This window comes from Streptomyces xylophagus, assembly GCF_000716435.1.
Classification (GTDB): domain Bacteria; phylum Actinomycetota; class Actinomycetes; order Streptomycetales; family Streptomycetaceae; genus Streptomyces; species Streptomyces xylophagus.
This window is the reverse complement of the sequence record NZ_JNWO01000002.1, coordinates 278,866-305,751: the sequence shown is the minus strand read 5'-3', so window position 1 is coordinate 305,751 and position 26,886 is coordinate 278,866. Positions and strand designations below refer to the sequence as shown.

Here is a 26,886-nt window from a genome sequence, read left to right as displayed (position 1 = left end):
CACGACATCCCGCGCCGTCCCGCAGAAGCTCGCACGACATCCCGGAACCGACGATCTCCGCCCGATGCCCGTCAGTAATAGGTGCGAAGGTAGCGATCGAGACGGGACCGGGCCTTGTTCGCACTCAACCCGAGCGCCTTGCCGAGTGCCTCCTCCGACACATCGTCGGCCTGCGCCCCGTACGCGGCCTCCTTGCCGACCCGGGCCGCCATGCGCTCCAGCATGGCCACGGCCTTGAGCGCGGCCACGGGCGCCGTCTCCGCGAGCGCGTCGAGCCGTTCCTCCAACTGCTCCATCAGATCGGAGAGTTCCTCCGGCAACGGCACCGTGCGGCGTTCGACCGCGAGGATGTGTTCCCACCAGTCGTCGTACGCGTCGGAGGTGTCCAGGTCGTCCAGGTCGTGGTCCTCCACCTGGCTCCAGTCGATGGGGTGACTGTCCCCGCGCCAACCGCACGCACAGGAGGCCCGCCAGGCGTCCGCCTTCGGCCGGCCCAACCAGCCGCTGTAGGCCCACCACTCACGCGTCTCGAAGCCACAACTTCCGCTGCCCACGTCCAGATACACCGGTTTCGGCTCACTGCCGTCGGCGAGGACCGCCCCCACGATGCCCTCGTGGGACTCCCCGAACTCCTCACTCTTCCACGCCACAACTCCCCCTTCCGGCAACCCCGCGACGGCCGGACCCGACACTTTGAGTGCCGGCCCGGCCACGCTACGAGAGTGCCGCAGAACGGACATCCGGGAAGGGTGAATTCACCCAACAGGCCGGATTGTTGGGCGGATACGGTCCGTCAGGCGACCGCGGGATCGAGCAGCCCCGCGCGAAGGCGGCGGAGCATACGGCTGATGAGCCGGGACACATGCATCTGGGAGATGCCGAGTTGCTCGCCGATCTCGGCCTGGGTGCGCTCCTCGACGTAGCGCATGTGGATGATCTGCCGCTCGCGCTCGTCGAGTTGGGCGATCAGGGGGGCCAACGAGCTGAGGTCGTCGACCAGTTCCATCCCCGGGTCGTCGGCACCCATGACGTCGGCCAGCACGGTCTCGCCCTCGGCACCGGCGTCGGAGCTCAGCGCCGCGTCGAGCGAGGAGGACGTGTAGCCGTTGGACGCCTTGCGGGCCTCGATGACCTCTTCCTCGGAGAGGCACATCAGCTCGGACAGCTCACGCGTGGTGGGCGTACGGCCGAGGCGCGACCGGAGTTCCTCGGTCGCCTTGGCCAGCTCGACGCGGGCCTCCTGCAGTCGGCGCGGCACATGGACGGCCCAACTGGTGTCGCGGAAGAAGCGCTTGATCTCGCCGACGATGTAGGGGACGGCGAACGACGTGAACTCCACCTGGCGGGAGAGTTCGAAGCGGTCGATCGCCTTGATGAGTCCGATCGTGCCGACCTGGACGATGTCCTCCATCTCGTTGTTGCTGCGGCTGCGGAAGCGCGCGGCCGCGTAGCGCACGAGGGAGAGGTTCATCTCGATCAGGGTGTTGCGCACGTACTGGAACTCGTGGGTGCCCTCTTCCAGCGAGGTCAGCCGGTCGAAGAACTGGCGCGACAGTTCACGCGCGTCCTTCGGGCTCACCTTCGACGGCTCCGCGATCAACGGGAGAGCCTCTCCGGCCGCCACCCGTAGCCCTGCCGTGCCCGGTGCCTCCGCTGCCGTCACGGCTGCCATATCGCCCACCCCATTCGTCCGAACGAACTACCGACATGAGCCCCCTGCCCCGCTTCTCGCGACTCACTCCCCCTCATCCGGTCAAATCCGGGGTACGCACCTCGTTTCCCTCGCCGAAGTACCGGAGGTTCACGCGCCCTTGCGGCCGACCCCCGCGTAGACCCAGTACTCCGACGGCTTCTCCGGGATCTCGTCCTCCGGGTCAGGGCGCCACAGCGGGACGTAGGTCAGGCCGGGTGCGACGAGGTCGAAGCCGTCGAACAGGGCGAGGATCTCCTCGTAGGAGCGCGCGGTGACGGGTGAGGTGGCCTTGGAGCGGTACAACTGGCCCACGGCCGCGGCGGTGTCCGGGCGGTCCTGGTTGGTGGCGTGGCTCAGGGCCAGCCAGCTGCCGTCGGGCAGTGCGTCGCGGAAGGCGGCGACGATGCCGGCGGGATCCTCCGCGGGGGTGATGAAGTGCAGGATCGTGATCATCAGTACGGCGACGGGCTGGTCGAAGTCGATCAACTTCCGTACCTGCGGGGAGGACAGGACGTCGGCCGGTCGCCGGATGTCGCCGTCGACGATGTCCGCGTCCGGGTTGTCGGCGAGAAGGGAGGTGCTGTGGGCCACGGCCACCGGGTCGTTGTCCACATAGACGACGCGCGCTCCGGGGCTGGCCGCCTGCGCGACCTCGTGGACGTTGCCCTGGGTGGGGATGCCCGAGCCGAGGTCGATGAACTGCCGTACCCCGGACTCGACCAGGAAGCGCACGGCCCGGCCGAGGAAGTCCCGGTTGGCCCGGGCCAGGGTGCGCACCTGGGGGTCGATCGCCGTGAACGCGGCCACGGCCTCGCGGTCTATGGCGAAATTGTGGTCACCGCCCAGCATCGCGTCGTACATTCGAGCGACGCTCGCCTTTCCAGGATCGATCCCCTGCGGCAGACCTCCATCATCCGGCACGGCAACTCCCCTTCATCACAAGATCCTTGACGCGTCATCATATAATTGCCGACGATCGCACGGCAGACCGCTTGTCCCCCCACGCCACGCGGCCGGTCCCCACCCGGAAAGGCACGACCCTGCGGAACGAACCGCGCAGTCACCGAGGTGACGCACCCGCCGCCGGGCCCCCACGCCGCAGGCAGGCCTTCGCCCCCGCCGCGGACGTCATCGGCTCGGAGCTCGATCTGCGGCTGACGGGCAGCCATGTCGTGCACGCGCTGACGCCCGGTTTCTGCGACGCGGCGTCGATATATCTGCTGGAGCGGTGGGTTCTCGAGGAGAACGCCTATCCCGCCGTGGATCCGCCGCAGATCGAGGCACGTCGGCTGGCGGTGCGGGTGGGTGCGGAGGCGCCGGAGAGCTGGGACGGTGTGCTGCCGGTCGGCGAGGTGGTCGTCTTCCCTCGCGAGACCCCGTACGCCCGCGCCCTCGCCAGCGGGCACACGCAGATCCTCGACGGAGTGGACAAGCACACCGCCGACCGGCTGCTGGCCTCCGCGGGCGGGGACGCGCAACGGATAGACGACCTCCTCGGGACGGCGTCCTTCCTCGTCGTGCCGCTCCAACTGCGCGGCTCCACCGTCGGGTTCATCGCCTGCACCCGCGGCCCGGAACGGGATCCCTTCCTGCCCGGCGAGGCCGTGGCCGTGGAATCGCTGGCCGCCCGGACCGGTGTCGCCCTGGACAACGCGCGCCGCTACGAACGCGAGCGCCGCACCGCGCTGGCCATCCGCAACAGCCTGCTCCCGGACCCGGCCCAGGCGTTCACCGGCTGCCGTATCGCCCACGGGTATCTCCCCGCGGGACAGGGCAACATCATCGGCGGTGACTGGTTCGACGTCCTGCCGCGCCCCGGCGGCCGGGTCGGTCTGGTCGTCGGCGACGCGATGGGGCACGGCCCCGAATCCGCCGTCGCCATGATCCAGTTGCGTACGGCCGTGCGCACCCTGGCCCGGCTCGACATGGAGCCGGCCGAACTGATGCGTCGCCTCGACGAGTTGGCCTACGACACCCCGGGCGCGTCCTTCGCGACCTGCATGTACGCCGAGTGGGACGCGAAGTCGCACTCCTGCACGCTGGTCGGCGCCGGCCACCCGCCCCCGCTGCTGCGCGGCCCGGACGGACCGGCCATGCCGGTCACCCTCGCCGGGCCGGGGCTGCCCCTGGGGCTCGGCACGGGCAACTACGAGGCCACGGTGCTGACGGTCTCCGAACCGTCCCTGCTCCTGCTGTACAGCGACGGACTGGTCGAGTCCCGGCACGCCGACATCGACCAGGAGATCGCCGGCCTGGCCCGGGCCCTCGACACGGCCGCCGCCGAGCCCGCGCCGTCCGGCGGCCAGGACGCGTTCCCCTCGCTGTGCGAGCGGCTGCTGCGCGCCCCGTCCGCGACGCCCGGAGCAGACGACCGCACCCTGCTGCTCGCCGAGTTGACGCCCGCGACCACCTGAACAGGCCGCGGGCGTCCTCGCCCCCTCCATTCAACTGGCTTCAGTAGCCGATGGACAGCGTGGCCCACACGGCCTTCCCGCCGGTGAGCGCCGACCGGTCGACCCCCCAGGTGTCCGCGACCGCCTGCACGATGAACAGCCCGCGTCCGCTCTCGTCGTCGGCGCACGGATCGCAGCTGGGCAGACTGCTGCCCGCGTAGTCGTGGTCGTGCACCTCGATGCGCAGACAGCGGTCGTCGACGAGCCCGATTCCGCACAGGAGCCGTGTGCTGGGTGTGTGGCACACCCCGTTGGTGGCCAACTCCGAGATGAGCAGCACCGCGTCGTCGCGCACCTCTTCGGGCACGCGCCACTTGGTCAGCTGTGCGCCCATGGCGTGCCGGGCGACCCGGACGCCGGAGCGGTGCGCCGGGAGTTCCAGCCAGTGCGCCAGATCCGGGCTGGCGACGTCTAAGAGCTGCGGGGAGGGAGTCGTGTGGGGGGACACGGTGGTTCGCCTTCCATCGGGGGGCGGACGCAGGCGGGAGACGCACGGAGTCAGCAACTGGCCGACCGGACTTGGGGTGTTCCGGCGGGCGGCCTAGATCGCTCACACAAGTAACTATGCCCATAGCTCAGTTCAAGCTGCAACCGACTCCCTGATAATTTCAGAACGGCGGTTTCCGTCTGGTGGCATCATCAAGTCGCTGTCAGACTAATACTGGTGACAGTCCCTCAGGAGGTTGGGCGTGAGCGAAGCTCGTTCGGGCACCGGCACCGGTGCGCCCACGGTTCTCCGCATGATCCTCGGCCGCCGGCTGCAGGAGCGGCGACAGGGTGCGGGCGTGTCCCTGGAGGACGCCGCCAGGGCCCTGCGGGTCAAGTCCCTGACCATCCGCCGGCTGGAGAAGGCCGAGGTCGGCCTCAAACCCCTCTATGTCGAGAAGCTCCTTGAGACCTACGGCGCCGACCGCCAGGAGATCGAGGAGTTCGTCGCCCTCGCCGAGCGAGCCAACCAACCCGGCTGGTGGCACGACTACCGTGATGTGCTGCCCGGCTGGTTCACCGCCTATGTGAGCCTGGAGACCGGCGCCAAGACCCTCCGTACCTACGAGCCGCACTACGTGACGGGACTGCTCCAGACGTACGACTACGCGCGTGGCGTACTGAGCGGCGGCTTCCCGAACGACAACGACGAAGACCTGGAACGGCGGGTGCAGTTACGCCTGCACCGCCAGAGTCTGCTGGAGAGGCCGGACGCGCCCACGCTGTGGGCGGTGCTGGAAGAAGCCGTGCTCCACCGGGTGGTGGGCACCCCCGCGGTCATGCGGGACCAGATAGACCGGCTCCTCGAGGTCTCGGAACTGGACCACGTCAGCGTTGACATCGTCCCGTTCTCGGCGGGTGCCCACGTCGGGGCGTGCGCACCCTTCACCTATTTCCGGTTCGAGGAACCGGAGCTGCCCGACATCGTCTACAGCGAGATCCTCTCCGCCTCCATGTACCTGGACCAGCGATCCGATGTCGTGGCCCATCTGGAAGCGCACAACAGGATGTCGCTGCTGACCTCGTCCGCGGACAGCAAGGCGCTCTTGAACCGCATGCGCAAGGAGTACTCATGACCACCACCGACGACATGGTCTACAACGGGATGCCCGCGTCGAACCTCGGCGAGCAGGGCTGGGAATGCCCTTGGAGCGGTCCCAACGGCGGTCAGTGCGTGGAGACGAAGCAGCTCGCCGACGGCCGTATCGCGCTGCGCCAGTCGACCGACCCCGCCGGACCCGCGCTGATCTACACGCCGCAGGAGATGGCCGCGTTCGTCGCCGGAGTCAAGCGGGGCCTCGCCGACCATCTGATGGCCGGCTGAACAAGACCACGGGCGTGGGGAATTGGAGCCGGCCCGGCTGCGACCTGCCCGAGACGCCGAAGAACACCACTTGAGAGGGAGAGCATGACCAACGCCCACGCCGCGCGGGAGATCGACACCAGCAGGCCGCACTCCGCCCGCATGTACGACTACTACCTGGGCGGCAAGGACCACTTCGAGGTCGACAAGCAGGCGGCGGAGACGGTCGCGGCGGCCTATCCCGCCATCTTCGTCTGCGCCCGCGAGAACCGTGCGTTCATGCACCGGGCCACCCGTGTCCTGGCCAGGGAGCACGGCATTCGCCAGTGGCTCGACATCGGCACGGGCATCCCCACCGAGCCGAACCTGCACCAGGTCGCCCAGTCCGTGGTCCCCGAGGCTCGCGTGGTCTACGCCGACAACGACCCCTTGGTCCTGAAGTACGCCGAGCGGCTGATGCGCAGCACCCGGCAGGGCCGCACCACGTATGTACAGGCGGACGTCAACGACCCCGAAACCCTTCTGAACGCCCCCGAGTTGGCCGAGATCCTGGACCTCGACAAGCCGGTCGCACTCTCCCTCAACGCGCTTCTGCACTTCGTCACCGACGCCCAGGACCCGTACGGGCTCGTGGCCCGCCTGCTGTCGGTTCTCCCTTCGGGCAGTGCCCTGGCCATCAGCCACTGCACGCCCGACTTCGATCCCGCCACCTGGGAGAAGGTGACCTCGATCTACAACAACGCCGGGACACCGGTGCAGTTCCGCTCCCAGAAGGACGTCTCCCGCTTCTTCACCGGGCTCGAACTGCTTGACCCCGGCGTCGCCGTCGGCCACCGCTGGCGCCCCGACGCCGCCGACGAGGGCGCCGTCACGGCGGAGCCGCCCACGGACGCCGAGGTCAGCCTGTGGACCGGGGTGGGCATCAAGCCGTAGCCCCTGCCACAGGACTCCAACGACGTTACGTGCGGGAAACCTTGACGATGGCGGTGCCGGATGCCACGATTCCGGCGCCGCCATGTTTGCGTAAACATCTCCACGGAGCGACTCGGCCGACAGATCGGCCGAGCGTTCCGACCGTTTGATGTTTACGTAAACACCGCGTCGCGGCCGGTGGAGGAGGGAGGACAGGAGGCTCCCGGTGAGCAGGGCCCACCGTGCCCGTACTCCCCCACCAACACCGTGCCCACCGGGACTTGGGACGACGAGCCGACATCACCCGTCCCGCCCGGTACCTGTTCCGACGGCCGCTCAGCCGCGCGCAGGCCTCGCCATGCGCCGAGTCGCCATTCCTGAAAGGGCAAGTCGATGCGCACCAACCCCGCCAGAACCCGCCTGCGGGCCACCTTCGTAGCTGTCGCGATCGCCGCGGTCACCGGCGCCACCCTGGCCGGCAGCCCCGCCTCCGCCGCGCCGAGCACGAACACGTCCCAGTTCAAGGGCGTCAACTGGGCCGACCCGCGCGACAATTACGCCGACGACCCGGTCGTCCTGTCCGGCCTGTCGCTCTCCGACAGCTACGCCCAGACGTACACCAAGGCGACCCGCGTCATCGCCGCGTTCCGCGCCAACCTCGGCGCCAACACAGTGCGGCTGCCCATCAACCCGTACACGGTGAACGGCAGTTACTGGAAGTCGTACCGCGGGGTCATCGACGCGGCGACGGCGCAGGGCTTCAAGGTCATCGTGTCGTACTGGGAGGGGACGGGCGCCAACAAGGACGGCTTCATCGACGACCCGGCCACGTACTGGCCCATGTGGGACACGGTGGTCAAGGCCTACAAGCACAACGAGCGGGTCTACTTCGAGCCGATGAACGAGCCCCACGGCTACACGGACGCCGAGTGGGCCGACCTCGCCGCCAAGTGGCTGGACACCTACTCCTCGGTGCCGCGCAACCGGGTCTTCGTCAGCGGCGCCGGCTACAACGACCACGTCACCACGGTCTGTGCCGACCCGCGCCTGAAGGGCACGTACCTCTCGCTGCACCACTACGGGTTCTGGAAGAGCTACGCCACCTACGACCAGTGGGTGAGCGACCTCAAGGAACGCCTCGGCGACTGCGCGAACCGCACCGTGGCCGACGAGTTCGGGGCCCCGATGACCACGGGCCTGAACTACAACGTGCCGACGCCCGACGACAATTCGGTCAACTTCATCCAGGCCGACACCGACGTCTTCCGCGAGCTCGGCATGGGGTCGGTCTACTGGCCCGGTCTGCGCACCGACGACACCTACTCGATCCAGAAGCTCATCGGCGACGCCGCCCGCCCCTGGCTGGTCACCACCAACCAGTCCGGCGCCGATCGCCTCGCCTGGGCCTGGGGCCGCGGCAGGCCGGTCAAGTCCTGACCGAGTGACGACCCGATCCGTGTCTCCCTTGCGGCGGGGACACGGATCGGGTGCACCCGATCCTCAGCGCGAGTCCGCCGCATTGCGCCGTGATGCCGGAATGGGGTGCCGCATCGGAACGGTCGCCGCCGTCGATGCGATCAGTACGGTGGCGACGGCATCGTCCGCGTTCGTAAGCCGGTGCTCCTTCGACGAGTCGAAATGCACGGAATCCCCGGCACCGAGTTGCAGCGTCACACCCGAAATATCGACTGCGATCGCCCCCGACACCACGTGCAGCCATTCCTCACCGACGTGCCGGGCGGTCTTGGTGTGTTTGCCTGCCGCCAATTCGACCCGGATGACGGACATCGTTTCGCGGGGGCCGCTCAGTACCGTGTAGCGGCCGTCCTGCCCGTCACGCGTCATCGCCGCGTCGGCGCGCACCAGATGGAAGTCGTCCTGATCGGGTTCCTGCACCAACTCGCTGATGGATACGCCGTACACGCGGGCGATCTGCAAGAGGCTGCCGATGGACGGCTTGCGTACGCCCTTCTCCAGGCGCGAGAGATGCGCCGAGGAAATGCCGGTCTGTTCGGCGAGTGTCGTCAAGGTGATGCCACGCTCGCTGCGCATGTCCTTGAGACGTTGGGCAACCCACAGATCAGTGTCCTCGATCGACATTCCCGCACGATAACATGCCCCTGAGGCAATAGAACCCGCCTGCCAGGCACATCGGACGGCCTCCCTCTATACGAGGTTCAGCGACTCCCGCGCGAGTACGTCCGGGCTCGTCAGCAGCCCGACATGGGTGACATCGGACAGCGCGACGACCCGGAATCCACGTTTCTCCGCCGAGGCGGCGATGTCGGTGAACAGGGCCTGGTCGGCGCAGTAGACATAGCTGACGGGCCTGCTGGCCAGAACCTCTTCGCTGCCGGGACCGAGCGGCTCCGCGTGGGTGAACCGCGGCATCGGTGTCAGCCTGCCCGCAAGCCACGCCACCCCGTCGTCGTCCGCGCCGAGCAACCCGGGGTCGAGCGGTGCCACCTCCCACTCGGCGGGCCCCGGCGATTCGGCGAACGCCGGCCCCAGCCACGGCAGCATCGTGAACGCCGACTCACCGGTGACGGGGGCGAAGGCGTCCGCGTACACCACCTGCCCGACACGATCGGCGGCGAGTGCGGCGGCCCCGGTGATCACCATCCCGCCGTAGCTGTGCCCGACCAGGATCGCGTCCTCCACCCGCTCGAATTCGAGGAGTTCGGCGATTTCTCGCGCGTGCATGCTCAATCCGACGTCCGGCGACGAGAGTTGGCGCCGCTCGGCGAGGCCGGTCAACGTGGGCGTGAGAACCGTGTGGCCCGCGCTCTCCAGCAGGGGGCGCAACCGGCCCCACACCCAGCCGCCACCCCATGAACCGTGTACCAGCACGAACGTCGCCATGGCCCGCTCCTCCTGAGACTCCAGAGCCCTCGCTCTTTCCCACAGGGTCACGGCCCGGCTCACCCAAGTCAACCTCATGGGCAAAATAAGTTGCCTCACAGGCCGCACGGTCGACCACCCAGGGGGACGTCACAGCATCGCGAGCCCCGGTTCGCGCAGGATCTCCGCGGTGTCGGCCAGCAGCTCGGAACCCTGCCGACCGTCCATGAGCCGATGGTCGAAGGAGAGCGCCAGTTGGGCGACCCACCGGGGCTCGATGCGTTCGTCTCCGTTGTCGCCCTGGACGACCCAGGGCATACGGCGGACAGCACCGACGGCGAGAATCGCGGCCTCTCCCGGGTTGAGGATGGGGGTGCCGGTGTCCACGCCGAACACACCCACGTTGGTCAGCGTGACGGTGCCGCCCGTCATGTCCTGCGGCGAAGTCCGGCCGGCTCGGGCGGTCGTGGTGAGGGCCGCCAGCGCCTGGGCCAGTTCGTGCAGCGACATCCGGTCCGCGCCCTTGATGTTCGGCACGACCAGACCGCGGTCCGTCGCTGCCGCCACACCGAGGTTGACGTAGTGCTTCAACACGATCTCCTGCGCGAACTCGTCCCAACTGGCGTTCGCCTCAGGGTTCTTGGCCAGCGCGATCAGGAAGGACCGGGCGAAGAACAGCAGGGGCGTCACCCGCAGTTCGCGGAACTCCCTGCGCCCGGCGACGAGTTCACGAAGGCGCATGGTGGCGGTGACGTCGACGGTGATGAATTCGGTGACATGCGGTGCGGTGAAGGCGGAGGCGACCATGGCGGCGGCCGTATGCCTGCGTACGCCGCGGATCGGAATGCGGGTTTCAGAGGCCTGGGATGTGGTGGGGGCCGAGGTGGTCTGCGGGGCCGCGCGTCGGGCGGCCTCGTGGACGTCCTCGCGGGTGATGGTGTTCCCGGGGCCGGTCGGGGCGACGGTGGCGAGGTCGACTCCGAGGTCCTTGGCGAGTTTGCGGACCGGTGGTTTGGCCGCCGTTCGGGCAGCGGCTCGGTTCGGGCCGTCGCCCTCGACACGGTGAGGTGCATGGGCGGGGCGCCTTCTGCGGCGGCCGGTGCCCGATTCCTGCGGACCGTATCCGACCAGCAGGGCGGCCTGTTGCGGGTCCGGCTGCCGCGCCCTCCCTCCGACCGCCACTTCTCCCGACGGGTCGGTGTCGATCGTGATGAGCGGCTTGCCGACCGCGAGCAACTCCCCCACGTCCGCGTGGAGGGTGCTGACCACGCCGGCGTAGGGCGAGGGGAGTTCGACGGCGGCCTTGGCCGTCTCCACCTCGACGAGGATCTGGTTGACCTCGACGGTGTCGCCGGGCCGGACCGACCAGGCGAGTATCTCCGCCTCCGTCAGGCCCTCGCCGACGTCGGGGAGCAGGAACTGCTGCGGGCTCGTCACGGCGGGGCCTTTCCTAGTAACTCAGGCTGCAGTCAATGGCGTTGAGGATCCGGTCGACACCGGAAAGCCAGTCCGACTCCAGCCGGCTGGGCGGATAAGGGGTGTCGTATCCGGTCACCCGCACGACGGGTGCTTCGAGGAAGTGGAACTCCTCGTCCTGCAGCCGTGCGGCGACCTCCGCACCGAACCCGTGCGAGAAGGCGGCCTCATGGGCGACGACGGCCCGCCCGGTGCGGTGCACGGACGCGCGGACGGTCGCGACGTCCCACGGAGACAGACTGCGCAGGTCTACGACCTCCACGCTGTGGCCCTCCTCCGCTGCGGCGTCGGCCGCCTCCAGGGCGACCGGCACGGTCGGGCCGTAGGCGATCAGCGTCACGTCCGTCCCCTCGCGGCGGACGGCGGCCCGCTCCAGCGGGAGGTCGGGGGCCGGGCCGACCTCTCCCTTGGTCCAGTAGTGCCGTTTGGGTTCGAGGAACACCACGGGGTCGTCGTCGGTCACGGCCTGCTGGATCATGTGGAACGCGTCGTGCGGGGTCGAACAGGTGACCACCTTCAGCCCGGCCGTGTGGGCGAAGTAAGTCTCCGGTGACTCCGAGTGGTGCTCGATCGAGCCGATGCCTCCGCCGTAGGGGATGCGGATCACGACGGGCAGGGAGATGCGGCCCGCCGAGCGGTGCCGGAGTTTGGCGAGTTGGGTGATGATCTGGTTGGCGGCCGGGTAGACGAAGCCGTCGAACTGGATCTCGCAGACGGGCCGGTAGCCGCGCATCGCGAGTCCGATCGCCGCGCCGACGATGCCGGCCTCCCCCAACGGGGTGTCGACCACCCTCAGTTCGCCGAACTCCTTGCGCAGTCCGTCCGTCACGCGGAACACACCGCCGAGCCGGCCGATGTCCTCGCCCATGAGCAGGACTTGGGGATCGTCGGTCAGGGTTTGGCGCAGACCGTCGTTGAGGGCCTTCACCATGGAGGTGCTCACTTCCGTTCTCCGTCCTGCGGCCCCCTGGAGACGAACTCCATGTGCTCGCGCAGCTGTTGGCGCAGATCGGCGGGCATCTGCGCATAGGTGTGCTCGAAGGGGGAGGACGCGTCGGGTTCGGCGAGTCCGCGGCAGCCGCTGCGCAGTCGTTCAGCCAGGTCCCGCTCACGCTGTTCGAGGTCGGTGAAGTACTCGTCGGTCACAGCGCCTACGGCCTGCAAGTGGGTGCGCAGTCGCTCCAGCGGGTCTCGGGCCGTCCAGTCCTCGGTCTCCTCTGCGGGGCGGTACCGGCTCGCGTCGTCAGCCGTGGTGTGGGCGTTGACGCGGTAGGTGACGGCCTCGATGAGTGTCGGACCGCCACCCGATCGCGCCTGATCCAGCGCCTGGCGTGTCGCGGCGAGGCAGGCCAGTACGTCGTTGCCGTCCACGCGGATGCCCGGAAAGCCGTATCCGGCGGCTCGCCTGGCCGCGGGGATCTGGCTCTGCACGCTGTAGGGCGCGGAGATGGCCCACTGGTTGTTCTGGCAGAAGAAGACGACGGGCAGGTTCTGCGCGGCGGCCCAGATGAACGCCTCGTTCGTCTCGCCCTCGCTCAGCGCGCCGTCGCCGAGAAACGCGAGCACGGCCGTATCGCGATCGGGTTCGCCCGAGGCGGTGCTGCCGTCCCGGTACAGGCCCATGGCGTAGCCGACCGCGTGCAGGGTCTGCGCCCCGATGACCAGCGTGTACAGGTTGAAGTGGTGCTCGTAGGGATCCCAACCGCCCAGCGTGGTACCCCGGAAGAGCCCCAACAGGGAGACCGGGTCGAGCCCGCGGCACCAAGCCACGCCGTGCTCCCGGTAGGTGGGAAAGACCATGTCCTGGCCGCGCAGCGCGTGCGCCGCACCGACCTGTGCCGCCTCCTGCCCGCGCAGCGAGGGCCACAGCCCCAACTCGCCCTGCCGTTGCAGCGCGATGGCCTCCGTGTCCAGCCGACGGGCCAGCACCATGTCGCGGTAGAGGGCGGGGAGGTCGACGGTCGCCATGTCCAGGGGAAGCCTGACGTCCGCGCTCAACTTCCCTGACGGATCTAGCAGTTGTACAGGCGGATCGGCCAGCGATGTGTCCGACGGCGGGTGTTGTACGGCGTGTGCCATGCGTCTTCTCTTTCCGGGCGATGCTCTCGACGTGGAGCGCGGGTCAACGGGCTTTCTCCGTAAGGGGATTCAGCGCGGGGGCATGCGCAGGGCGCCGTCGAGGCGGATGACCTCGCCGTTGAGCATCGGGTTGTCGAGGATGTGGGTGACGAGGGCTGCGTACTCGTCCGGTGAGCCGAGACGGGACGGATGCGGTACGGCGGCGCCCAGTTGGGTGCGTGCCTTCTCCGGCAGTCCCGACAGCAGCGGGGTGTCGAACAGCCCCGGCGCGACGGTGACGACGCGGACGGCCGAGTCGGCGAGATCCCTGGCCGCGGCCAGGGTGAGCGAGGCAACCCCGCCCTTGCTCGCCGCGTACGCGGCCTGGCCGATCTGCCCGTCGTAGGCGGCGATCGACGCGGTGCACACGATGACGCCTCGGTCACCGTTGTCCGGGGTGTTGCCGGCCATGACGGCGGCAGCGGCGGCGAGCACGTGGAAGGTGCCGAGCAGGTTGATCTCGACCACGCGCCGGAAGTCCTCGGCGGGCAGCACTCCCCGCTTGCTCAGGATGCGGCCGGGCGTCGCGACGCCGGCGCAGTTGACCGCCGCGCGCACCGGCCCATGACCGGCCGCGTACGCGAAGGCCCGCCGTACCTGGTGGGGATCGGTCACATCCGCCGCGACGAAGTGGGCGTGCTCCCCCAACGCATCGGCTGCGGCCTCCCCTTGACCGCCCGGAAGGTCCAACAGCACGACGGTACGGCCCTGTCGGTGCAGCCGGTGGGCGGTCGCCCGCCCCAGCCCCGAGCCGCCTCCCGATATGACGGCAACAGCATCGCGATGCGCCATGGCGCCCGCCTTCCTCAAGTTCGTTGGAAACGTGATGTGTTCAGGAGTCGGCGAGATGGCGGCTGATGACCATGCGCTGGATCTGGTTGGTCCCCTCGAAGATCTGGGTGATCTTCGCCTCGCGCATATAGCGCTCCACCGGGTGCTCACGGACGTATCCGGCACCGCCGAGCACCTGGACGGCGTCGGTGGTCACGGCCATGGCCGTGTCCGTGGCGATGAGTTTGGCCATGCTGGCCTGCCGGCCGAACGTCTGGCCGGAGTCCTTGCGGCGCGCGGCGGCGAGGTAGGTGGCGCGGGCGGCTTCGGTGCGCGCCGCCATGTCGGCGAGCAGGAATCCGACACCTTGGTGCTCGATGATGCGACGGCCGAACGTCCGGCGTTCGCGTGCGTAGTCGACCGCGTGGTTGAGCGCGGCCTGCGCGATCCCGACCGCGACCGCGGCGATGCCGAGTCGGCCGGCGTCGAGTGCGGACAGCGCGATCTTCAGGCCCTGGCCGGGCTCGCCGATCAGCCGGTCGCCCGGGATGCGCACATCGTCGAAGTTCATCAGCGCGGTGGTCGAACTGCGCAGCCCCATCTTGCGCTCCGGAGCGCCCGCGCTCAGACCGGGTGACCGGGCGTCCACGTGGAAGCAGGAGATGCCGTCGCGCGGATCTGGGGACGTGCGCAGAAAGACGGTGTAGAAGTCGGCCTGGCCACCATGGGTGACCCAGGCCTTGGTGCCCCGGGCCACCCACGCCTCGCCGTCGCGTCTCGCGCCGGCCCGGATGGCACTGGGGTCGGAGCCCGCGTGCTCCTCGGACAGGCAGTACGCGCCGAGGGCGGCGCCGCTCAACTGCCGTGGCAGCAGCGTCTGTTGCTGTGTCGCGGAGCCGAAGGCGGAGACGGGGTGGCACGACAGGGTGTGGACGCTGACGCCGACGGCCACGGCGGCCCACCGCGCGGCGAGCTCTTCGAGTACTTGCAGGTAGACGGCGTAGGGCTGGCCCCCTCCCCCGACGTCCTCGCCGAACGGAAGGGTCAGCAGCCCCGCTTCGCCCAGGAGGCCGAACACCTCACGCGGGAAGCGGCCCTCCTCCTCGAACCGGTCCGCACGCGGGGCGAGTTCCTTGTCCGCGATCTCGACCGTCAGTTCCAGTAGCTCCCGGGCTTCGCCGGAGGGCAGTTCGCGCTCAACCTTCACCGCTGGGTCCCTTCCTCACGTCCTCGAACGGCGGTCGCCGACCAGTTACAGGCGTTGCCAGTGGAGCGGCGGGACCCAGGCCATGGCAATTAAGTTGCAGGTATCTTGCATGCGATGCAAAAAAGTGGAGCCAGGACATGCAGGCGCGCAAAGAACAGGCACCAGTAGGAGGACGAGCGCATGACCGACACGGAACTCATCGACAGCGTCGACCGCGCGATTCTCGATCTGCTGGTCGAGGACGGCCGCCGAACGATGACGGAGATCGCGGAGCGGGTCAGCCTCTCCCCGTCGGCGGTCAAACGCCGGGTCGACCGGCTGGAGCGGGTCGGAGTCATCTCCGGCTACACGGTCACCCTCGACCACGGAAAACTGGGGGCCGGTTTCGAGGCCTTCGTCGAGCTGCGGTTCGCCGGCGACGTCAAGGTCGAGGCGATCACCATGGCCGCCACCAGCGTGCCGGAGGCCCTGGAGGTCTTCACCGTCGCGGGCGACCCCGACGCCCTGGTCCGCGTCCGGGTGGCAAACGTGCAGCACTTGCGAGACGTCATCGACCGTCTCCGGCGCACCGGCGCCGTGATCGGCACGAAGACGCTCATGGTGCTGGGCGCATGGCGCAGGGGTGACTGAACCGGCGAGCGATGTACCCATGAGGCAAATAATCTTGCCTCTGAGGTTGACACGGGGCGAAGGATGGTTGCAGCCTGAAAGAAATTCCTCGTGACCGCCCACCGGAAAGGACCTGCCGATGTCCATCACCGCCGGCAGCAACGACATCGACTTCGACAACGCCGAGGAACTGGACATTCCCCGGCTGGCGGAGAGCCGCGGCACCATCGAGGCCGAACGCGCGCACCGCAAGCGGCAGTTGGCCGCCGCGTTCCGGATCTTCGCCCGCTACGGCTACGACGAGGGCATCGCCGGACACATCACCGCGCGGGACCCGGAGTTCCCCGACAGGTTCTGGGTCAACCCGTACGCGGTGCACTTCTCCAAGATCCGCGTCAGCGACCTGCTGCTCATCGACGAAGAAGGCCGCGTCATCGAGGGCGACCGCAGGACCAACAAGGCTGCCTTCTGGATCCACTCCTCCATCCACCACGCCCGTCCGGACGTCGTGGCGGTGGCGCACGCCCACACCATCCACGGCAGGGCCTTCGCGTCACTGGACCGGCTCCTGGATCCGATCGTGCAGGAGTCCTGCGCCTTCTACGACGACCACGTCCTGTTCGACGAGTACAAGGGCCTGGTCCTGGAGAAGACCGAGGGCGAGCGGATCGCCGCCCGCCTCGGCGATCGGAGGGCGGCCATCCTCCGGCATCACGGCCTGCTGACGGTCGGACGGTCCGTCGAGGAGGCCGCGTGGTGGTTCATCAGCATGGAGCGCGCCTGCCAGATGCAACTTCTCGCCGACGCCGCCGGCAAGCCGCGCATCATGACCGAGGAGGAAGTCACCCTGGCCCACCGGCAGTTCAGCAACGCCAACATGGCCCGCCACAACTTCAACCTGCTGGCCGACCTCGTGGTGGAGGAAGAGCCCGACGTGCTGGAGTGAGCCACCGGGAGCACGGCCGAGGGCGGCGGGGACGAACAGCGGTCCAGGCGGTGCGAACCGAGTGCTCGACGGGGAAGACGACGTAGACGCTGTACAGAACGGCATCGGCCTGTAACGGTACTTCCTGCCCCGGGAGTTCACCGAGGACGTCGCCCGCCCCACGACCTCGTTCCACATCTGCCCAAGAACAGACCGCAGGAGGAAACGACATGCCCCTCACCCATCACGTGCCCGGGCTGCCCTTCACCCTCGCGTCGTCATCGGGCGAGGCGTGGACCATCGACGAGGCGACCGGCACAGTGACCGCCACTGCGGCTCCCCGCAGCGACATCTTCATCGACCCGGGAGCCGACTCACAGCTCAACGCCGAGTCCATGCTCAACGCGGCGACCCTGGTCGGCGTCCCGCCGGACGGCGACTTCCAGTTCAGCGCGCGCCTCACCGTCGAGTTCGCCTCCACCTACGACGCCGGCGTGCTGCTCCTGTGGATCGACGACCGCCACTGGGGCAAGCTCTGCTTCGAGTACTCCCCCGACGGCGAACCCATGATCGTCTCCGTGATCACCCGCGGTGTCTCGGACGACGCCAACGCCTTCGTGGTCGACGGGCGGACGGTATGGCTGCGCGTCTCCCGGATCGACCAGGCATTCGCCTACCACGCCTCCCTCGACGGCAAGACCTGGCGGATGATCCGCTTCTTCGCCGTCGGCGACGCGTCCACGCCGGTCTCCATCGGCTTCGAGGCGCAGTCACCGACCGGCGACGGCTGCGTCGTCTGCTTCGACGACATCCGCTTCACCTGCGAGCGCCTGCGCGAACTGCGCGACGGCTCGTGACTCGAGGCACGGCAGACGGACTGGACCCGAGGGCGATCACCTACGTCGTCATCTCGGCCTGCACCGGCTGGTCCTGGACGAACTCGGCTCCTCACGCCTCCGGCACGTAGTGCTTGCCGTCACCCCGTCGCTCCTCCGGCGGCAGATTCCGCAGCGGCGTCTCGACCGGTCCTACGGCGAGACCCCGGACCCGCTGCCAACCGGCCCTGGCCCGTGGGTGGTAGCGCCGCTCGAACGGCACCAGGTGCCAGCCGAGTGCGACGGTACGGCCCAGCAGCCACAGCCCTAGCGCGCTCCGACGCGACCAGCGGTAGCCCAACTTGGCGCGCACCGCGGGCGGATACATCCCGACCGTGAGCCATACGAAGGGCCGCGTCACCGGTACACGAAGCACCCTCCACACCACGTCCGGCAGCCACCTCAGCACGGGTGGCTTGCCTATGCGGCGGATGTCCAGCACGGCGCGTGCCGCCCGGTTGTCCTCCAGGACGTCGGCGCACATCCGCTCGAAGTACGCGGTGAATCCTGACCAGTCGGCCGGAGCGGGCCGGTCGCTGACCCCGTAGAGCCGGTACCACTGCAGGCTCTCGACATAGAGCTGCTCCTTCTGTACAGCCGTCAGCGGCCGGCCGAAGTACTGGCACACCAGCACCGGGACCATGACGAAGGTCGCGTGTGCCCAGAAGAAGGTGTCCGGGTCGAGCGCGTGATAGCGGCGGCCCCGGCTGTCGATCCCCTTGATGTCGACGTGGTAGTCGCGCACCGCGCGGGCGGTTCGGGCCGCGTCCGGGCCGTCGTAGATCACCCCGGCGATCGGGTAGAGCGAGCGCAGCAGCCGCTCCCAGCGCTCCTCGAAGAACTGCGAGTGCTCCTCGACTCCGGCGCCGAGGGCGGGATGCATGTTCTGCAGGGACCCTGCCCAGAGGCCGATCAGCATGCCCCGCCAGTCGCTGAAGTACCGCCAGGCCACTGACGACGGACCGAGCGGCTCGGGCGTCCGGCGGTCGCCGGGTGTGGTCACTGGTCCTCCAGGCTGCGAGTTGTTCTACAAGGCCCACGAGCGGTACAGCCGCCGTTCCTCCGCAACAGTTCGCCGAGCCGGGCCTGGCCGGACAACCTGTTGATCAGTTCCAACGTCTTGGTGGGCATGAGTGGCCGGCACGTCCCGGAGTGTGTCGGCGACGCTGATGACGCGAGCGTAGTTGCCGGGAGCGGGGGCGGGCGCATGCCGCGTCGAAGATGCAGTCGGTGACGACTGTCGTACGGTTGCCACTCGGGGTTGGTGGCCAAAGGGGGAGAAATGGCTTTTTCTGGTGACGAGTTGACGCAGACGTTGCCCGGCATCCTGCGGGAGCACTCGGCCCGGATCGGCGCCAAGACCGCCTACCTGGACGACCGACGCGCCGTCACCTATCGGGAGTTGGAACAGCGCACCGCCCGACTGGCGGGACATCTCGTACGGCTCGGGGTGGAGCGTGGGGACCGGGTCGCGATCCATCTGGGCAACCGGGTGGAGCTGGTGGAGACCTGGCTCGGTGTGTTGCGCGCCGGGGCGATCGGTGTCCTGCTCAACCCCGGTGCCTCGGAAGAGGAGTTGGCGTACTTCCTCGACGACAGCGGTGCCGTGGCGGTCGTGAGTGAGGAACCGCTGGCCCAACTGGCCGCCGTGCAGCGGGTGATCGTCGTCGGGCAGGAGGAACCGGTCGATGGTGCGGTCGCGTTCGAGAGCCTCGCCGGGACGGACCCGACCACCGCGCCCCGGGACGATCTCGGGCTGGACGAGCCGGCCTGGATCCACTACACCTCGGGCACGACCGGGCAGAGCAAGGGCGTTGTGTCCACGCAGCGTTCGGCGCTGTGGTCGGTGACGGCGGCCTACGTGCCGGCGTACGGGCTGGAGCAACAGGACCGGTTGCTCTGGCCGGTGCCGATGTTCCACGCCCTCGGCCACTCCGTGTGTCTGCTGGGCGTCGTCTCGGTCGGTGCGACCGCGCGCGTCCTCGCGCCGGGCGCGAATGTCGCCGAGGCGCTCACCGCCGAGCCGTTCACCATCCTGGGCGGGGTCCCCGCGACCTACCGGCTCCTGCTGGAGTCGCTGCGGGAGACGGCGCGTCCGGTGCCGGCGTCGCTGCGGGTGTGCATCAGCGGTGGGGCGCCCTGTTCGCCTGAACTGCGGGCCGAGGTCCAGCGGGTCCTGGCCGCTCCCCTGCTCGACGGGTACGGCTCCACGGAGACCTGCGGAAAGATCGCGGTCGAGCGGCTCGACGGCCCCCTTGACGACTCCTCGCGCGGTTTTCCGCTGCTGGTGCTGGACGTCCGGATCACCGACCCGTCCACCGGTGCGGAGGCCGGCGACGGGGACGAGGGCGAGATCTGGGTGCGCGGTCCCGGTCTGATGGCCGGCTATCACAACCGTCCGGACGCGACCGAGGAGGCGTTCACGGACGGCTGGTACCGCACCGGGGACCTCGGCCGACGCGGCGCGAACAGTCATCTCCATGTCACCGGCAGGGTCAAGGAACTGATCATCCGGGGCGGTGTGAACATCAACCCCTCCGAAGTGGAGCGGGTGTTGCTGGCCCTCCCCGATGTCGCCGACGCCGCAGTGGTCGGCCGGCGGCACGACGTGCTGGGCGAGGTGCCGGTGGCCTTCGTCGTGCCCGGCCCGGACGGGGTCGACACGGCGCGGGCGCTCGCTGCCTGCCGGGAGCGGCTGTCCGGGTTCAAGGTGCCGGACGAGATCTATCCGACCGCGTCCCTTCCCCGTACCGCGTCGGGCAAGATCGCCCGCGCCGTGCTCGCCGAGCAGGTGCCGGAGCGCCTCGCGGCGGAACGTACGGCCGCGTCGGCCGCGTTGCGCGAGCGGCTCGCGGCCGAGTCCGACGCCGTACTCGACCTGATCCTCGAAGTGACGTCACGGACTCTCGACATCCCCGTGCGGGAGCTGGACTCCGAAGTGCCGTTCAGCGCACAGGGATTGACCTCCCTCGGCGCTGTCCTGCTGCGCGACCGGCTGGGCACGGCGACCGGCCTCGCGCTGCCCGCGACACTCGTCTTCGACCACCCCACGCCGACGGCCGTGGCGGCCCTGGTGCGCGACGCGCTGCACGGCGACAACCGACCCCAGCCCACACGCGCGTCCGACGTCAGCCACCGCACCGACCCCGGGGAGCCCATCGCCGTCGTCGCCATGGCCTGCCGCTACCCGGGCGGGGTCGAATCCCCGGAGGATTTGTGGCAGTTGGTCGCCGCCGGCACCGACGCGACCTCCGACTTCCCCACCGACCGCGGCTGGAACGTGGCCGATCTCCACGACCCCGACCGCCTCGGCAGGTCGGTCACTCGCCGGGGCGGCTTCCTGCACCGCGCGGCCGACTTCGACGCGGCCTTCTTCAGCATGTCGCCCCGCGAGGCGCTCGCCACCGACCCACAGCAGCGACTGCTCCTGGAGACCAGTTGGGAACTGCTGGAGCGGGCGGGCCTGGACCCGGCCGGTCTGCGTGACAGCGACACCGGCGTCTTCGTCGGCGTCATGCACGCCACCTACGCGAGCCGTCTGCTCCACGGCGCCGGGCACGAGTTGGAGGCACACCTCGCCCTCGGCTCGGCCGGCAGTGTGGCCTCCGGCCGCATCGCCTACACGCTGGGGCTGCGCGGACCGGCGGTGACGGTGGACACCGCGTGCTCGTCATCGCTGGTCGCGGTGCATTCGGCCGTACGGTCCCTGCGCGACGGGGAGTGCTCCCTCGCCGTCGCCGGCGGCGTCACGGTCATGTCGTCGCCCGGCCCGTTCATCGCGTTCAGCAGACTGCGCGGGCTGGCTCCGGACGGCCGCTGCAAGCCCTTCTCGGCGGCGGCCGACGGCACCGCCTGGGGCGAGGGTGTCGGCCTGGTCCTGCTGGAACGGCTCTCCGACGCCCGGCGCAACGGCCATCCCGTGCTGGCCGTGCTGCGCGGCTCGGCCGTCAACTCCGACGGCGCGTCCAACGGGCTCACCGCGCCCAACGGCCCCGCCCAGCAACGCGTGATCCACTCGGCGCTGGCCGACGCGGGACTGTCCCCGGCCGACATCGACACCGTGGAGGCACACGGCACGGGCACCGCGCTCGGCGACCCGATCGAGGCACAGGCGCTCCTCGCCACCTATGGACAGGACCGCCCCGCCCAACGACCGCTGTGGCTGGGCTCGTTGAAGTCCAACCTCGGACACACCCAGGCCGCGGCCGGAGTCGCCGGCGTCATCAAGACCGTCCTGGCGATGCACCACGACCGCCTCCCCCGCACACTCCACACCGACGAGCCGTCACCGCACGTGGACTGGTCGTCGGGCACCGTACGACTGCTGTCCCGGGACGAGGAGTGGCTGCCCGAGCCCGGACGCCCGCGCCGCGCAGCCGTATCGGCGTTCGGAATCGGCGGCACCAACGCCCACGTGATCCTGGAGGAGGCCGAGCCCGACGAGGCCGTCGAACGGACCTCGCGCCGCACGGTGACACCCCCACTGCTGCTCTCGGCCGCGAGCCCCGCCGCCCTCCTGGCACAGGCCGCACGCACCGCCATCCTCCTGCGCGAGCACCCCGAACTCGCCCTGCTGGACGTGGCGTTCACCCATGCCACCGCCCGGGCCGCCCTCCCCCACCGAGCCGCCGTCACCACCGACGACCGGACGACGACACTGACCGCCCTCGACACCCTGGCGGATTCCGCTCCACCGCACACCGCCAGCTCCTCCGCCCGCCTGGCCCTGCTGTTCACCGGCCAAGGAGCCCAACGGACGGGCATGGGCCGTGAGTTGTACGACACCTTCCCGGTGTTCGCAGCCGCCTTCGACGCCCTGTGCGCACGCTTCGACGCCCACCTGGAGCGTCCATTGCGCTCGGTGCTCTGGAACGCCGACGACGACGCGCTCCTCGACCGTACGGACTTCACGCAGGCCGCCCTGTTCACCTTCGAGGTGTCCGTGTTCCGACTGCTCGAATCCTGGGGCGTACGGCCGGAGTTCCTCGCCGGGCACTCGATCGGCGAGCTGGCGGCGGCCCACTGTGCGGGCGTGCTGTCCGAGGCGGACGCCGTCGAACTGGTCGCGGCGCGCGGGAGGTTGATGCGGGAGCTGCCGGAGGGTGGTGCCATGGTGGCACTCGACGCCACCGAGGCGGAGGTGACGGCAGAGCTGTCCGACGGGGTCGCGATCGCGGCCGTGAACGGACCTCGCGCGGCCGTGGTCTCCGGCGCGGAGGAGCCGGTCCTCGCGCTCGCGGAACGGTTCGCCGTACGAGGCCGTCGTACCGTCCGGCTACGGGTCAGCCATGCCTTCCACTCCCCTCTCATGGAGCCGATGCTTGCCGAATTCGGCCGTGTCGCGGGCGAGTTGACGTACCGCTCCCCCACCATCCCGGTCGTGTCGGGCCTCACCGGGCTTCCGGCCACCGGGGAGGAACTGCGTTCTGCCGAGTACTGGGTACGCCACGCTCGTGAGGCCGTGCGGTTCGGGGACGCCGTGCACTGGCTGGCGCACGACGGACGGGTGACCGCGTTCACCGAGATCGGCCCGGCCACCCAGCTCACGGCTCAGGCTGCGGCGAGCCTGGCCGGGACCGGCAAGGAACTCCTCTTCGCCCCAGCGGCCCGCCGGGACGGCGCTGAGCCGAGGACGGTGTTCGACGCACTCGGCCAACTCCACGTCCACGGTGTGCCGTTGGACTGGCACCGGGTGTACGCGGACAGCGGCGCCCGACGTGTCGAGAACCTGCCGACCTACCCCTTCCAGCGACAGCGCTACTGGCTGTCCGACACCGGCACCGACGCGCACACCGGCAGCGGGCACCCACTGCTGACCCAGACGGTCACGGTGCCGGGTACGGAACGCCTGCTGTGCGGCGGCCGGTTGTCCGGTGCGGCCCAACCGTGGCTGCGCGACCATGTCGTGGGCGGCCACACGCTCGTGCCGGGCGCCGCGTTCGCCGACCTCGTGCTGCACGCGGGCGACCTGTGCGGTCTCGCCGTGCTGGAGGAACTCGCCCTGCTGAACCCGCTGTTCCTGCCCGCCGACGACGAGGAAGGCGTCCAGGTCCAGGTGTTCCTGGGCGAGCCGGACGACACCGGGCGCCGCGCGGCGGACGTATACGCGCGGCCCGAGGAGTCCGGTGCGCTCGGCGCCTGGACGCAGTACGCGACAGGGCGGCTCGGCCCGGCCGTACTGGGCGCTCCGGACGGCGCGGTTCCTCTCACCGCGTGGCCACCGGCGGGTGCTACGCGGGTGGATCTCTCCGGCGCCTACGACCGGGTGGCCGAGGCCGGGCTGGCGTACGGTCCGGCGTTCCAGGGCGTCACGGCGTTGTGGCGGCGGGACGAGGAACTGTTCGCAGAGATCGGCCCGGTGCCGGTCCCGCACGCCCGGCGCCACATCCTCCACCCGGCCCTGCTGGACGCCGCCCTGCACGCGGGCCTGCTCGCCGAACCGCCCGCCGGCCCGCCCCGCCTGCCGTTCGCCTGGCAGGGCCTGACCCTGCACGCCACGGGAGCGACGGCACTGCGCGTCCGCATGACGACGACGGGCCCCGACTCGATCACCCTGGACCTCGCGACCCCGACGGGCGCGCCCGTGGCCCGGCTGGAGTCGATGACCACCCGACCGGCACCGAGGATCGGTCCCCCGGCCGGAGAGCTGTACCGGCTGCGCTGGACGCGCGTTCCGGCCGCCGGCAATGCCCCCGCCGTGGCGATGTCGGAGACGGACGACCTGGGCCTGTCCTCCATCCTTGCCTCCGCCGACGACGAGGCGTCCTGGTCCGAGGAGACGCCGGAGACAATCGTGGCGTCCCTAGCCGCCCCCGTCGACACGGACCCGTCAACCGAGGCGCACGAACTTACCGTCCGGGCACTGGAGTTGCTGCAAACACACCTCGCCGGTACCGGACGACTGGCCGTGGTCACCCGCGGCGCCGCAGACCCGTCACCCGACCTGCCCGCCGCCACGGTCTGGGGACTCCTGCGCACCGCGCAGGCCGAGTACCCCGGACGCCTCACCCTCGTGGACGTGGACGACCACCCCGAATCGCTACGACAGCTGCCCGCCGCCCTCGCCACGGGGGAACCGCAACTCGCGGTCCGCGAGGGCATGTTGAGCGTCCCCCGGCTGACGGCGTCACCCAGTTCGGAGGCGCCCGACGACTCCCTCGGCGGAGGCACCGTCCTCATCACCGGCGGCACCGGATCCCTGGGAGCGATGCTGGCCCGGCACCTGGTCGAGCACCATGGAGTGCGGCGGCTCGTACTCCTCAGCCGACGCGGCGAACAGGCGCCCGGCGCAGCAGAGTTGCGGGACGATCTGGGGCAATCCGGCGCGCAGGTGGACCTGGTGGCCTGTGACACCGCCGATCGCGATCAACTGGCCTCCGTTCTCAAGACGTTCGGCCCCGACCTGACCGCCGTAGTGCACGCGGCCGGCGTCCTGGACGACGGCGTGCTCGCGTCGATGACTCCTGAGCGGCTGGCGGCGGTGTTGCGGCCTAAGGCCGATGCGGCCTGGCAGTTGCACGAGTTGACGAAGGAGCTGCCGCTGTCGCACTTCGTGCTGTTCTCGTCGGCGGCCGGGCTGCTGGGCAACCCCGGTCAGGCCAACTACGCGGCCGCGAACTCCTTCCTGGACGCGCTCGCCCGCCATCGCGCGGCACTCGGGCTGCCCGCGCTGTCGCTGGCCTGGGGCGCGTGGGCGGATGGGGAGGGTATGGCGGCGCGGAGCGGCCGGGTCCACGGCGGGCCGGTGCGCTCGGTCTCCCCGGAGCAGGCGTTCGCGCTCTTCGACGCCGCGCTCGGCAGTGACGAACCGGTCCTCGCGCCACTGCCGTTGGACCGCTCGCCCAAGGCGGTTCCGGCCGGGACGGTTGTTCCGCCGCCGTTGCGTGGACTGCTGCGCGCCGAGCGGCGGTCGGCCTCCGCCATGACAGCGAGCGGGGGCGCGGTGCCGGACGACGCGGCCGGGTCCTGGCGTGATCGCCTCGCGGGACTGCCCCTGCCCGAGCGGCTCCCGGCCCTCCAGGCGCTCATCCGTACCGAGGTCGCGGCCGTGCTCGGGCACACGGACGCCGACGCCGTCGACCGGGACTTCTCGGAGCTGGGCCTCGACTCCTTGATGCGGGTCATGCTCTGCAACCGGCTGAGCCTGCTGACCGGAACACCGCTCGCGGTCACGGTGGCCTACGACTGGCCGGACACGGAACAGCTGGCCGAGCATCTGTACGGCGAGCTGCGCGGCGTCCTGCCCGACGAGCCCGCCGTCGCGACCGCCCCGTCACCGGCACGGTCCCGTGGACGCGGGCGTGGAGCCGGGCAGTCGCTGCCGGCCCTGTATCGGCAGGTCTGCGAGACCGGTGACGTCGTATCCGCAATGCATCTGCTGGTGACCGCCTCCATCGGCGCGCCCGTCTTCGGCCCGGAGGAGGCCGCCCGGCACGCGCTGCCGCCGCTGCGGCTGGCCGCGGGCACCCAGGGCCCCGCTCTCGTCTGTGTTCCCGGCTTCGCCACCACCCTGGGCCGTCCCTGGTACGCGGGGCTCGCCCCCTGCTTCGAGGGCGAGCGGGACGTCTTCGAGGTGCGGCACTCCGGCGTCGACCACGGAGACGCGGTGGCACGGGACTTGGAGACCCTGACCGCTTCGCACGCCACGACCGTGCGGCACCAACTCGGCGATCGCCGCTATGTGTTGGTCGGCCACTCCATGGGCGGTACGGCCGCCCACGCGCTGGCCGGCCGGCTGACCGCTCTCGGCGCTCCCCCGGCCGGACTGGTGCTGATCGACTCGTACCACATCACCCCGGACCGAGAGGCCGAGCCGTGGCTGCTGTCACTGCCCGCCCGGGTTCCCCTGGCCGTCGGAGAGAGATTCGACACTCTGGTCGACGATCTGGCGCTGCTGTCGCTCGGCGCGTACACCCGGATGTTCCGGGGGTGGCAGCCCGAGCCGACACCGGTGCCGACCTTGTTGGTGCGCGCGTCCGAGCCGTTGCCGGACATGCCTCCGGAGTGGCGTTCGTCCTGGCCTCGCGTCCAGGACACCGCGGAGACCACCGGCACCCATCTCAGCGTCCTGGAGGAGGACGCCCCGACGACAGCTAAGGTCATCCGTGACTGGATCGACACGCTCGCGTAACCAGGGAGCCGATCGAATATCTATGTCGGCGACGTGAGAAACGGAATTAACGGCCGCACACGGACGATCGCGCCGTGCTAGTCTTGA

Annotated in this window: 21 protein-coding genes; 9 read left to right on the top strand and 12 right to left on the bottom strand. The window is 69.9% G+C overall.

All coding sequences use genetic code 11. The features are described 5' to 3' along the window. Nucleotides 1-71: 71 nt before the first annotated feature. The 3 genes from OO70_RS04870 to OO70_RS04860 all read right to left on the bottom strand — a co-directional run bounded on the left by OO70_RS04870 (nt 72) and on the right by OO70_RS04860 (nt 2,614). Nucleotides 72-650, bottom strand: a complete 579-nt coding sequence (locus OO70_RS04870) for a hypothetical protein (protein WP_043664483.1) — start codon at nt 648-650, stop codon at nt 72-74. 143 nt (nt 651-793) lie between these two features. After that, nucleotides 794-1,672 carry a SigB/SigF/SigG family RNA polymerase sigma factor gene (locus OO70_RS04865; protein WP_234336702.1) on the bottom strand — a complete coding sequence of 293 codons (879 nt, stop codon included), beginning with the start codon at nt 1,670-1,672 and terminating at the stop codon, nt 794-796. A gap of 129 nt (nt 1,673-1,801) precedes the next feature. Beyond that, the gene (locus OO70_RS04860) at nt 1,802-2,614 is read right to left on the bottom strand and encodes an SAM-dependent methyltransferase (RefSeq protein WP_043664481.1); all 813 of its coding nucleotides are present in this window, start codon (nt 2,612-2,614) and stop codon (nt 1,802-1,804) included. 71 nt (nt 2,615-2,685) lie between these two features. Here OO70_RS04860 and OO70_RS04855 point away from each other — a divergent pair, with 71 nt between their 5' ends. Further along, nucleotides 2,686-4,107: a PP2C family protein-serine/threonine phosphatase gene (locus OO70_RS04855; protein ID WP_043664473.1), complete on the top strand. Its 1,422-nt coding sequence runs from the start codon at nt 2,686-2,688 to the stop codon at nt 4,105-4,107. A 40-nt stretch (nt 4,108-4,147) separates the two neighbouring features. Here OO70_RS04855 and OO70_RS04850 read toward each other — a convergent pair whose 3' ends face one another. Next, complete coding sequence (locus OO70_RS04850; protein ID WP_051740655.1) at nt 4,148-4,594, bottom strand: ATP-binding protein; 447 nt, start codon at nt 4,592-4,594, stop codon at nt 4,148-4,150. 241 nt (nt 4,595-4,835) lie between these two features. Between OO70_RS04850 and OO70_RS04845 the strand changes: the two genes are divergently transcribed. From OO70_RS04845 to OO70_RS04830, 4 genes are all read left to right on the top strand, one after another. After that, nucleotides 4,836-5,708 carry a helix-turn-helix domain-containing protein gene (locus OO70_RS04845; protein WP_043664471.1) on the top strand — a complete coding sequence of 291 codons (873 nt, stop codon included), beginning with the start codon at nt 4,836-4,838 and terminating at the stop codon, nt 5,706-5,708. Next, nucleotides 5,705-5,956: a DUF397 domain-containing protein gene (locus OO70_RS04840; RefSeq protein ID WP_043664470.1), complete on the top strand. Its 252-nt coding sequence runs from the start codon at nt 5,705-5,707 to the stop codon at nt 5,954-5,956. Before OO70_RS04845 ends, OO70_RS04840 begins: the two co-directional genes overlap by 4 nt. Before the next feature lie 84 nt (nt 5,957-6,040). Continuing rightward, nucleotides 6,041-6,868 carry an SAM-dependent methyltransferase gene (locus tag OO70_RS04835; RefSeq protein ID WP_043664468.1) on the top strand — a complete coding sequence of 276 codons (828 nt, stop codon included), beginning with the start codon at nt 6,041-6,043 and terminating at the stop codon, nt 6,866-6,868. 372 nt (nt 6,869-7,240) lie between these two features. After that, a complete protein-coding gene (locus tag OO70_RS04830; protein WP_043664465.1) occupies nt 7,241-8,284 on the top strand; it encodes a glycoside hydrolase family 5 protein in 1,044 nt (347 codons plus the stop codon). A gap of 63 nt (nt 8,285-8,347) precedes the next feature. Here the strand turns inward: OO70_RS04830 and OO70_RS04825 are convergent, their stop codons facing one another. The 7 genes from OO70_RS04825 to OO70_RS04795 all read right to left on the bottom strand — a co-directional run bounded on the left by OO70_RS04825 (nt 8,348) and on the right by OO70_RS04795 (nt 15,260). After that, on the bottom strand, nt 8,348-8,947 hold the full coding sequence (locus tag OO70_RS04825; RefSeq protein ID WP_043664462.1) for a helix-turn-helix domain-containing protein: 600 nt from the start codon (nt 8,945-8,947) through the stop codon (nt 8,348-8,350). A gap of 66 nt (nt 8,948-9,013) precedes the next feature. Further along, nucleotides 9,014-9,709, bottom strand: a complete 696-nt coding sequence (locus tag OO70_RS04820; RefSeq protein WP_043664460.1) for an alpha/beta hydrolase — start codon at nt 9,707-9,709, stop codon at nt 9,014-9,016. 129 nt (nt 9,710-9,838) lie between these two features. Next, nucleotides 9,839-11,125 (bottom strand): dihydrolipoamide acetyltransferase family protein, encoded by a 1,287-nt coding sequence (locus tag OO70_RS04815; protein WP_043664457.1) that lies wholly within the window; start codon nt 11,123-11,125, stop codon nt 9,839-9,841. Nucleotides 11,126-11,138: 13 nt separating this feature from the next. Further along, complete coding sequence (locus OO70_RS04810) at nt 11,139-12,095, bottom strand: alpha-ketoacid dehydrogenase subunit beta (protein ID WP_199827261.1); 957 nt, start codon at nt 12,093-12,095, stop codon at nt 11,139-11,141. A gap of 8 nt (nt 12,096-12,103) precedes the next feature. After that, a complete protein-coding gene (locus tag OO70_RS04805) occupies nt 12,104-13,243 on the bottom strand; it encodes a thiamine pyrophosphate-dependent dehydrogenase E1 component subunit alpha (protein ID WP_043664452.1) in 1,140 nt (379 codons plus the stop codon). A 69-nt stretch (nt 13,244-13,312) separates the two neighbouring features. After that, a complete protein-coding gene (locus OO70_RS04800; protein ID WP_043664449.1) occupies nt 13,313-14,074 on the bottom strand; it encodes an SDR family NAD(P)-dependent oxidoreductase in 762 nt (253 codons plus the stop codon). Between the two features lie 40 nt (nt 14,075-14,114). After that, complete coding sequence (locus OO70_RS04795) at nt 14,115-15,260, bottom strand: acyl-CoA dehydrogenase family protein (protein WP_043664445.1); 1,146 nt, start codon at nt 15,258-15,260, stop codon at nt 14,115-14,117. Between the two features lie 180 nt (nt 15,261-15,440). Between OO70_RS04795 and OO70_RS04790 the strand changes: the two genes are divergently transcribed. From OO70_RS04790 to OO70_RS04780, 3 genes are all read left to right on the top strand, one after another. Continuing rightward, on the top strand, nt 15,441-15,890 hold the full coding sequence (locus OO70_RS04790) for an Lrp/AsnC family transcriptional regulator (protein WP_043664442.1): 450 nt from the start codon (nt 15,441-15,443) through the stop codon (nt 15,888-15,890). Nucleotides 15,891-16,008: 118 nt separating this feature from the next. Further along, the gene (locus OO70_RS04785) at nt 16,009-16,815 is read left to right on the top strand and encodes a class II aldolase/adducin family protein (protein ID WP_078651245.1); all 807 of its coding nucleotides are present in this window, start codon (nt 16,009-16,011) and stop codon (nt 16,813-16,815) included. 209 nt (nt 16,816-17,024) lie between these two features. Beyond that, nucleotides 17,025-17,651 (top strand): DUF1349 domain-containing protein, encoded by a 627-nt coding sequence (locus OO70_RS04780; protein ID WP_043664439.1) that lies wholly within the window; start codon nt 17,025-17,027, stop codon nt 17,649-17,651. 91 nt (nt 17,652-17,742) lie between these two features. On the opposite strand, the gene OO70_RS04775 is transcribed toward OO70_RS04780, so the two are convergent. Then, nucleotides 17,743-18,672 carry an oxygenase MpaB family protein gene (locus OO70_RS04775; RefSeq protein ID WP_043664437.1) on the bottom strand — a complete coding sequence of 310 codons (930 nt, stop codon included), beginning with the start codon at nt 18,670-18,672 and terminating at the stop codon, nt 17,743-17,745. A 279-nt stretch (nt 18,673-18,951) separates the two neighbouring features. On the opposite strand from OO70_RS04775, the gene OO70_RS04770 reads away from it, so the two are divergent. Continuing rightward, the gene (locus OO70_RS04770; RefSeq protein ID WP_043664434.1) at nt 18,952-26,799 is read left to right on the top strand and encodes a type I polyketide synthase; all 7,848 of its coding nucleotides are present in this window, start codon (nt 18,952-18,954) and stop codon (nt 26,797-26,799) included. Nucleotides 26,800-26,886: the final 87 nt, after the last annotated feature.

Bases quoted from the DNA above. Each gene is read 5' to 3' on its own strand.
- OO70_RS04865 (WP_234336702.1), bottom strand. From the start codon at position 1,672: ATGGCAGCCGTGACGGCAGCGGAGGCACCGGGCACGGCAGGGCTACGG.
- OO70_RS04840 (WP_043664470.1), top strand. From the start codon at position 5,705: ATGACCACCACCGACGACATGGTCTACAACGGGATGCCCGCGTCGAAC.
- OO70_RS04835 (WP_043664468.1), top strand. From the start codon at position 6,041: ATGACCAACGCCCACGCCGCGCGGGAGATCGACACCAGCAGGCCGCAC.
- OO70_RS04830 (WP_043664465.1), top strand. From the start codon at position 7,241: ATGCGCACCAACCCCGCCAGAACCCGCCTGCGGGCCACCTTCGTAGCT.
- OO70_RS04825 (WP_043664462.1), bottom strand. From the start codon at position 8,947: ATGTCGATCGAGGACACTGATCTGTGGGTTGCCCAACGTCTCAAGGAC.
- OO70_RS04820 (WP_043664460.1), bottom strand. From the start codon at position 9,709: ATGGCGACGTTCGTGCTGGTACACGGTTCATGGGGTGGCGGCTGGGTG.
- OO70_RS04810 (WP_199827261.1), bottom strand. From the start codon at position 12,095: ATGGTGAAGGCCCTCAACGACGGTCTGCGCCAAACCCTGACCGACGAT.
- OO70_RS04805 (WP_043664452.1), bottom strand. From the start codon at position 13,243: ATGGCACACGCCGTACAACACCCGCCGTCGGACACATCGCTGGCCGAT.
- OO70_RS04800 (WP_043664449.1), bottom strand. From the start codon at position 14,074: ATGGCGCATCGCGATGCTGTTGCCGTCATATCGGGAGGCGGCTCGGGG.
- OO70_RS04790 (WP_043664442.1), top strand. From the start codon at position 15,441: ATGACCGACACGGAACTCATCGACAGCGTCGACCGCGCGATTCTCGAT.
- OO70_RS04785 (WP_078651245.1), top strand. From the start codon at position 16,009: ATGTCCATCACCGCCGGCAGCAACGACATCGACTTCGACAACGCCGAG.
- OO70_RS04780 (WP_043664439.1), top strand. From the start codon at position 17,025: ATGCCCCTCACCCATCACGTGCCCGGGCTGCCCTTCACCCTCGCGTCG.
- OO70_RS04770 (WP_043664434.1), top strand. From the start codon at position 18,952: ATGGCTTTTTCTGGTGACGAGTTGACGCAGACGTTGCCCGGCATCCTG.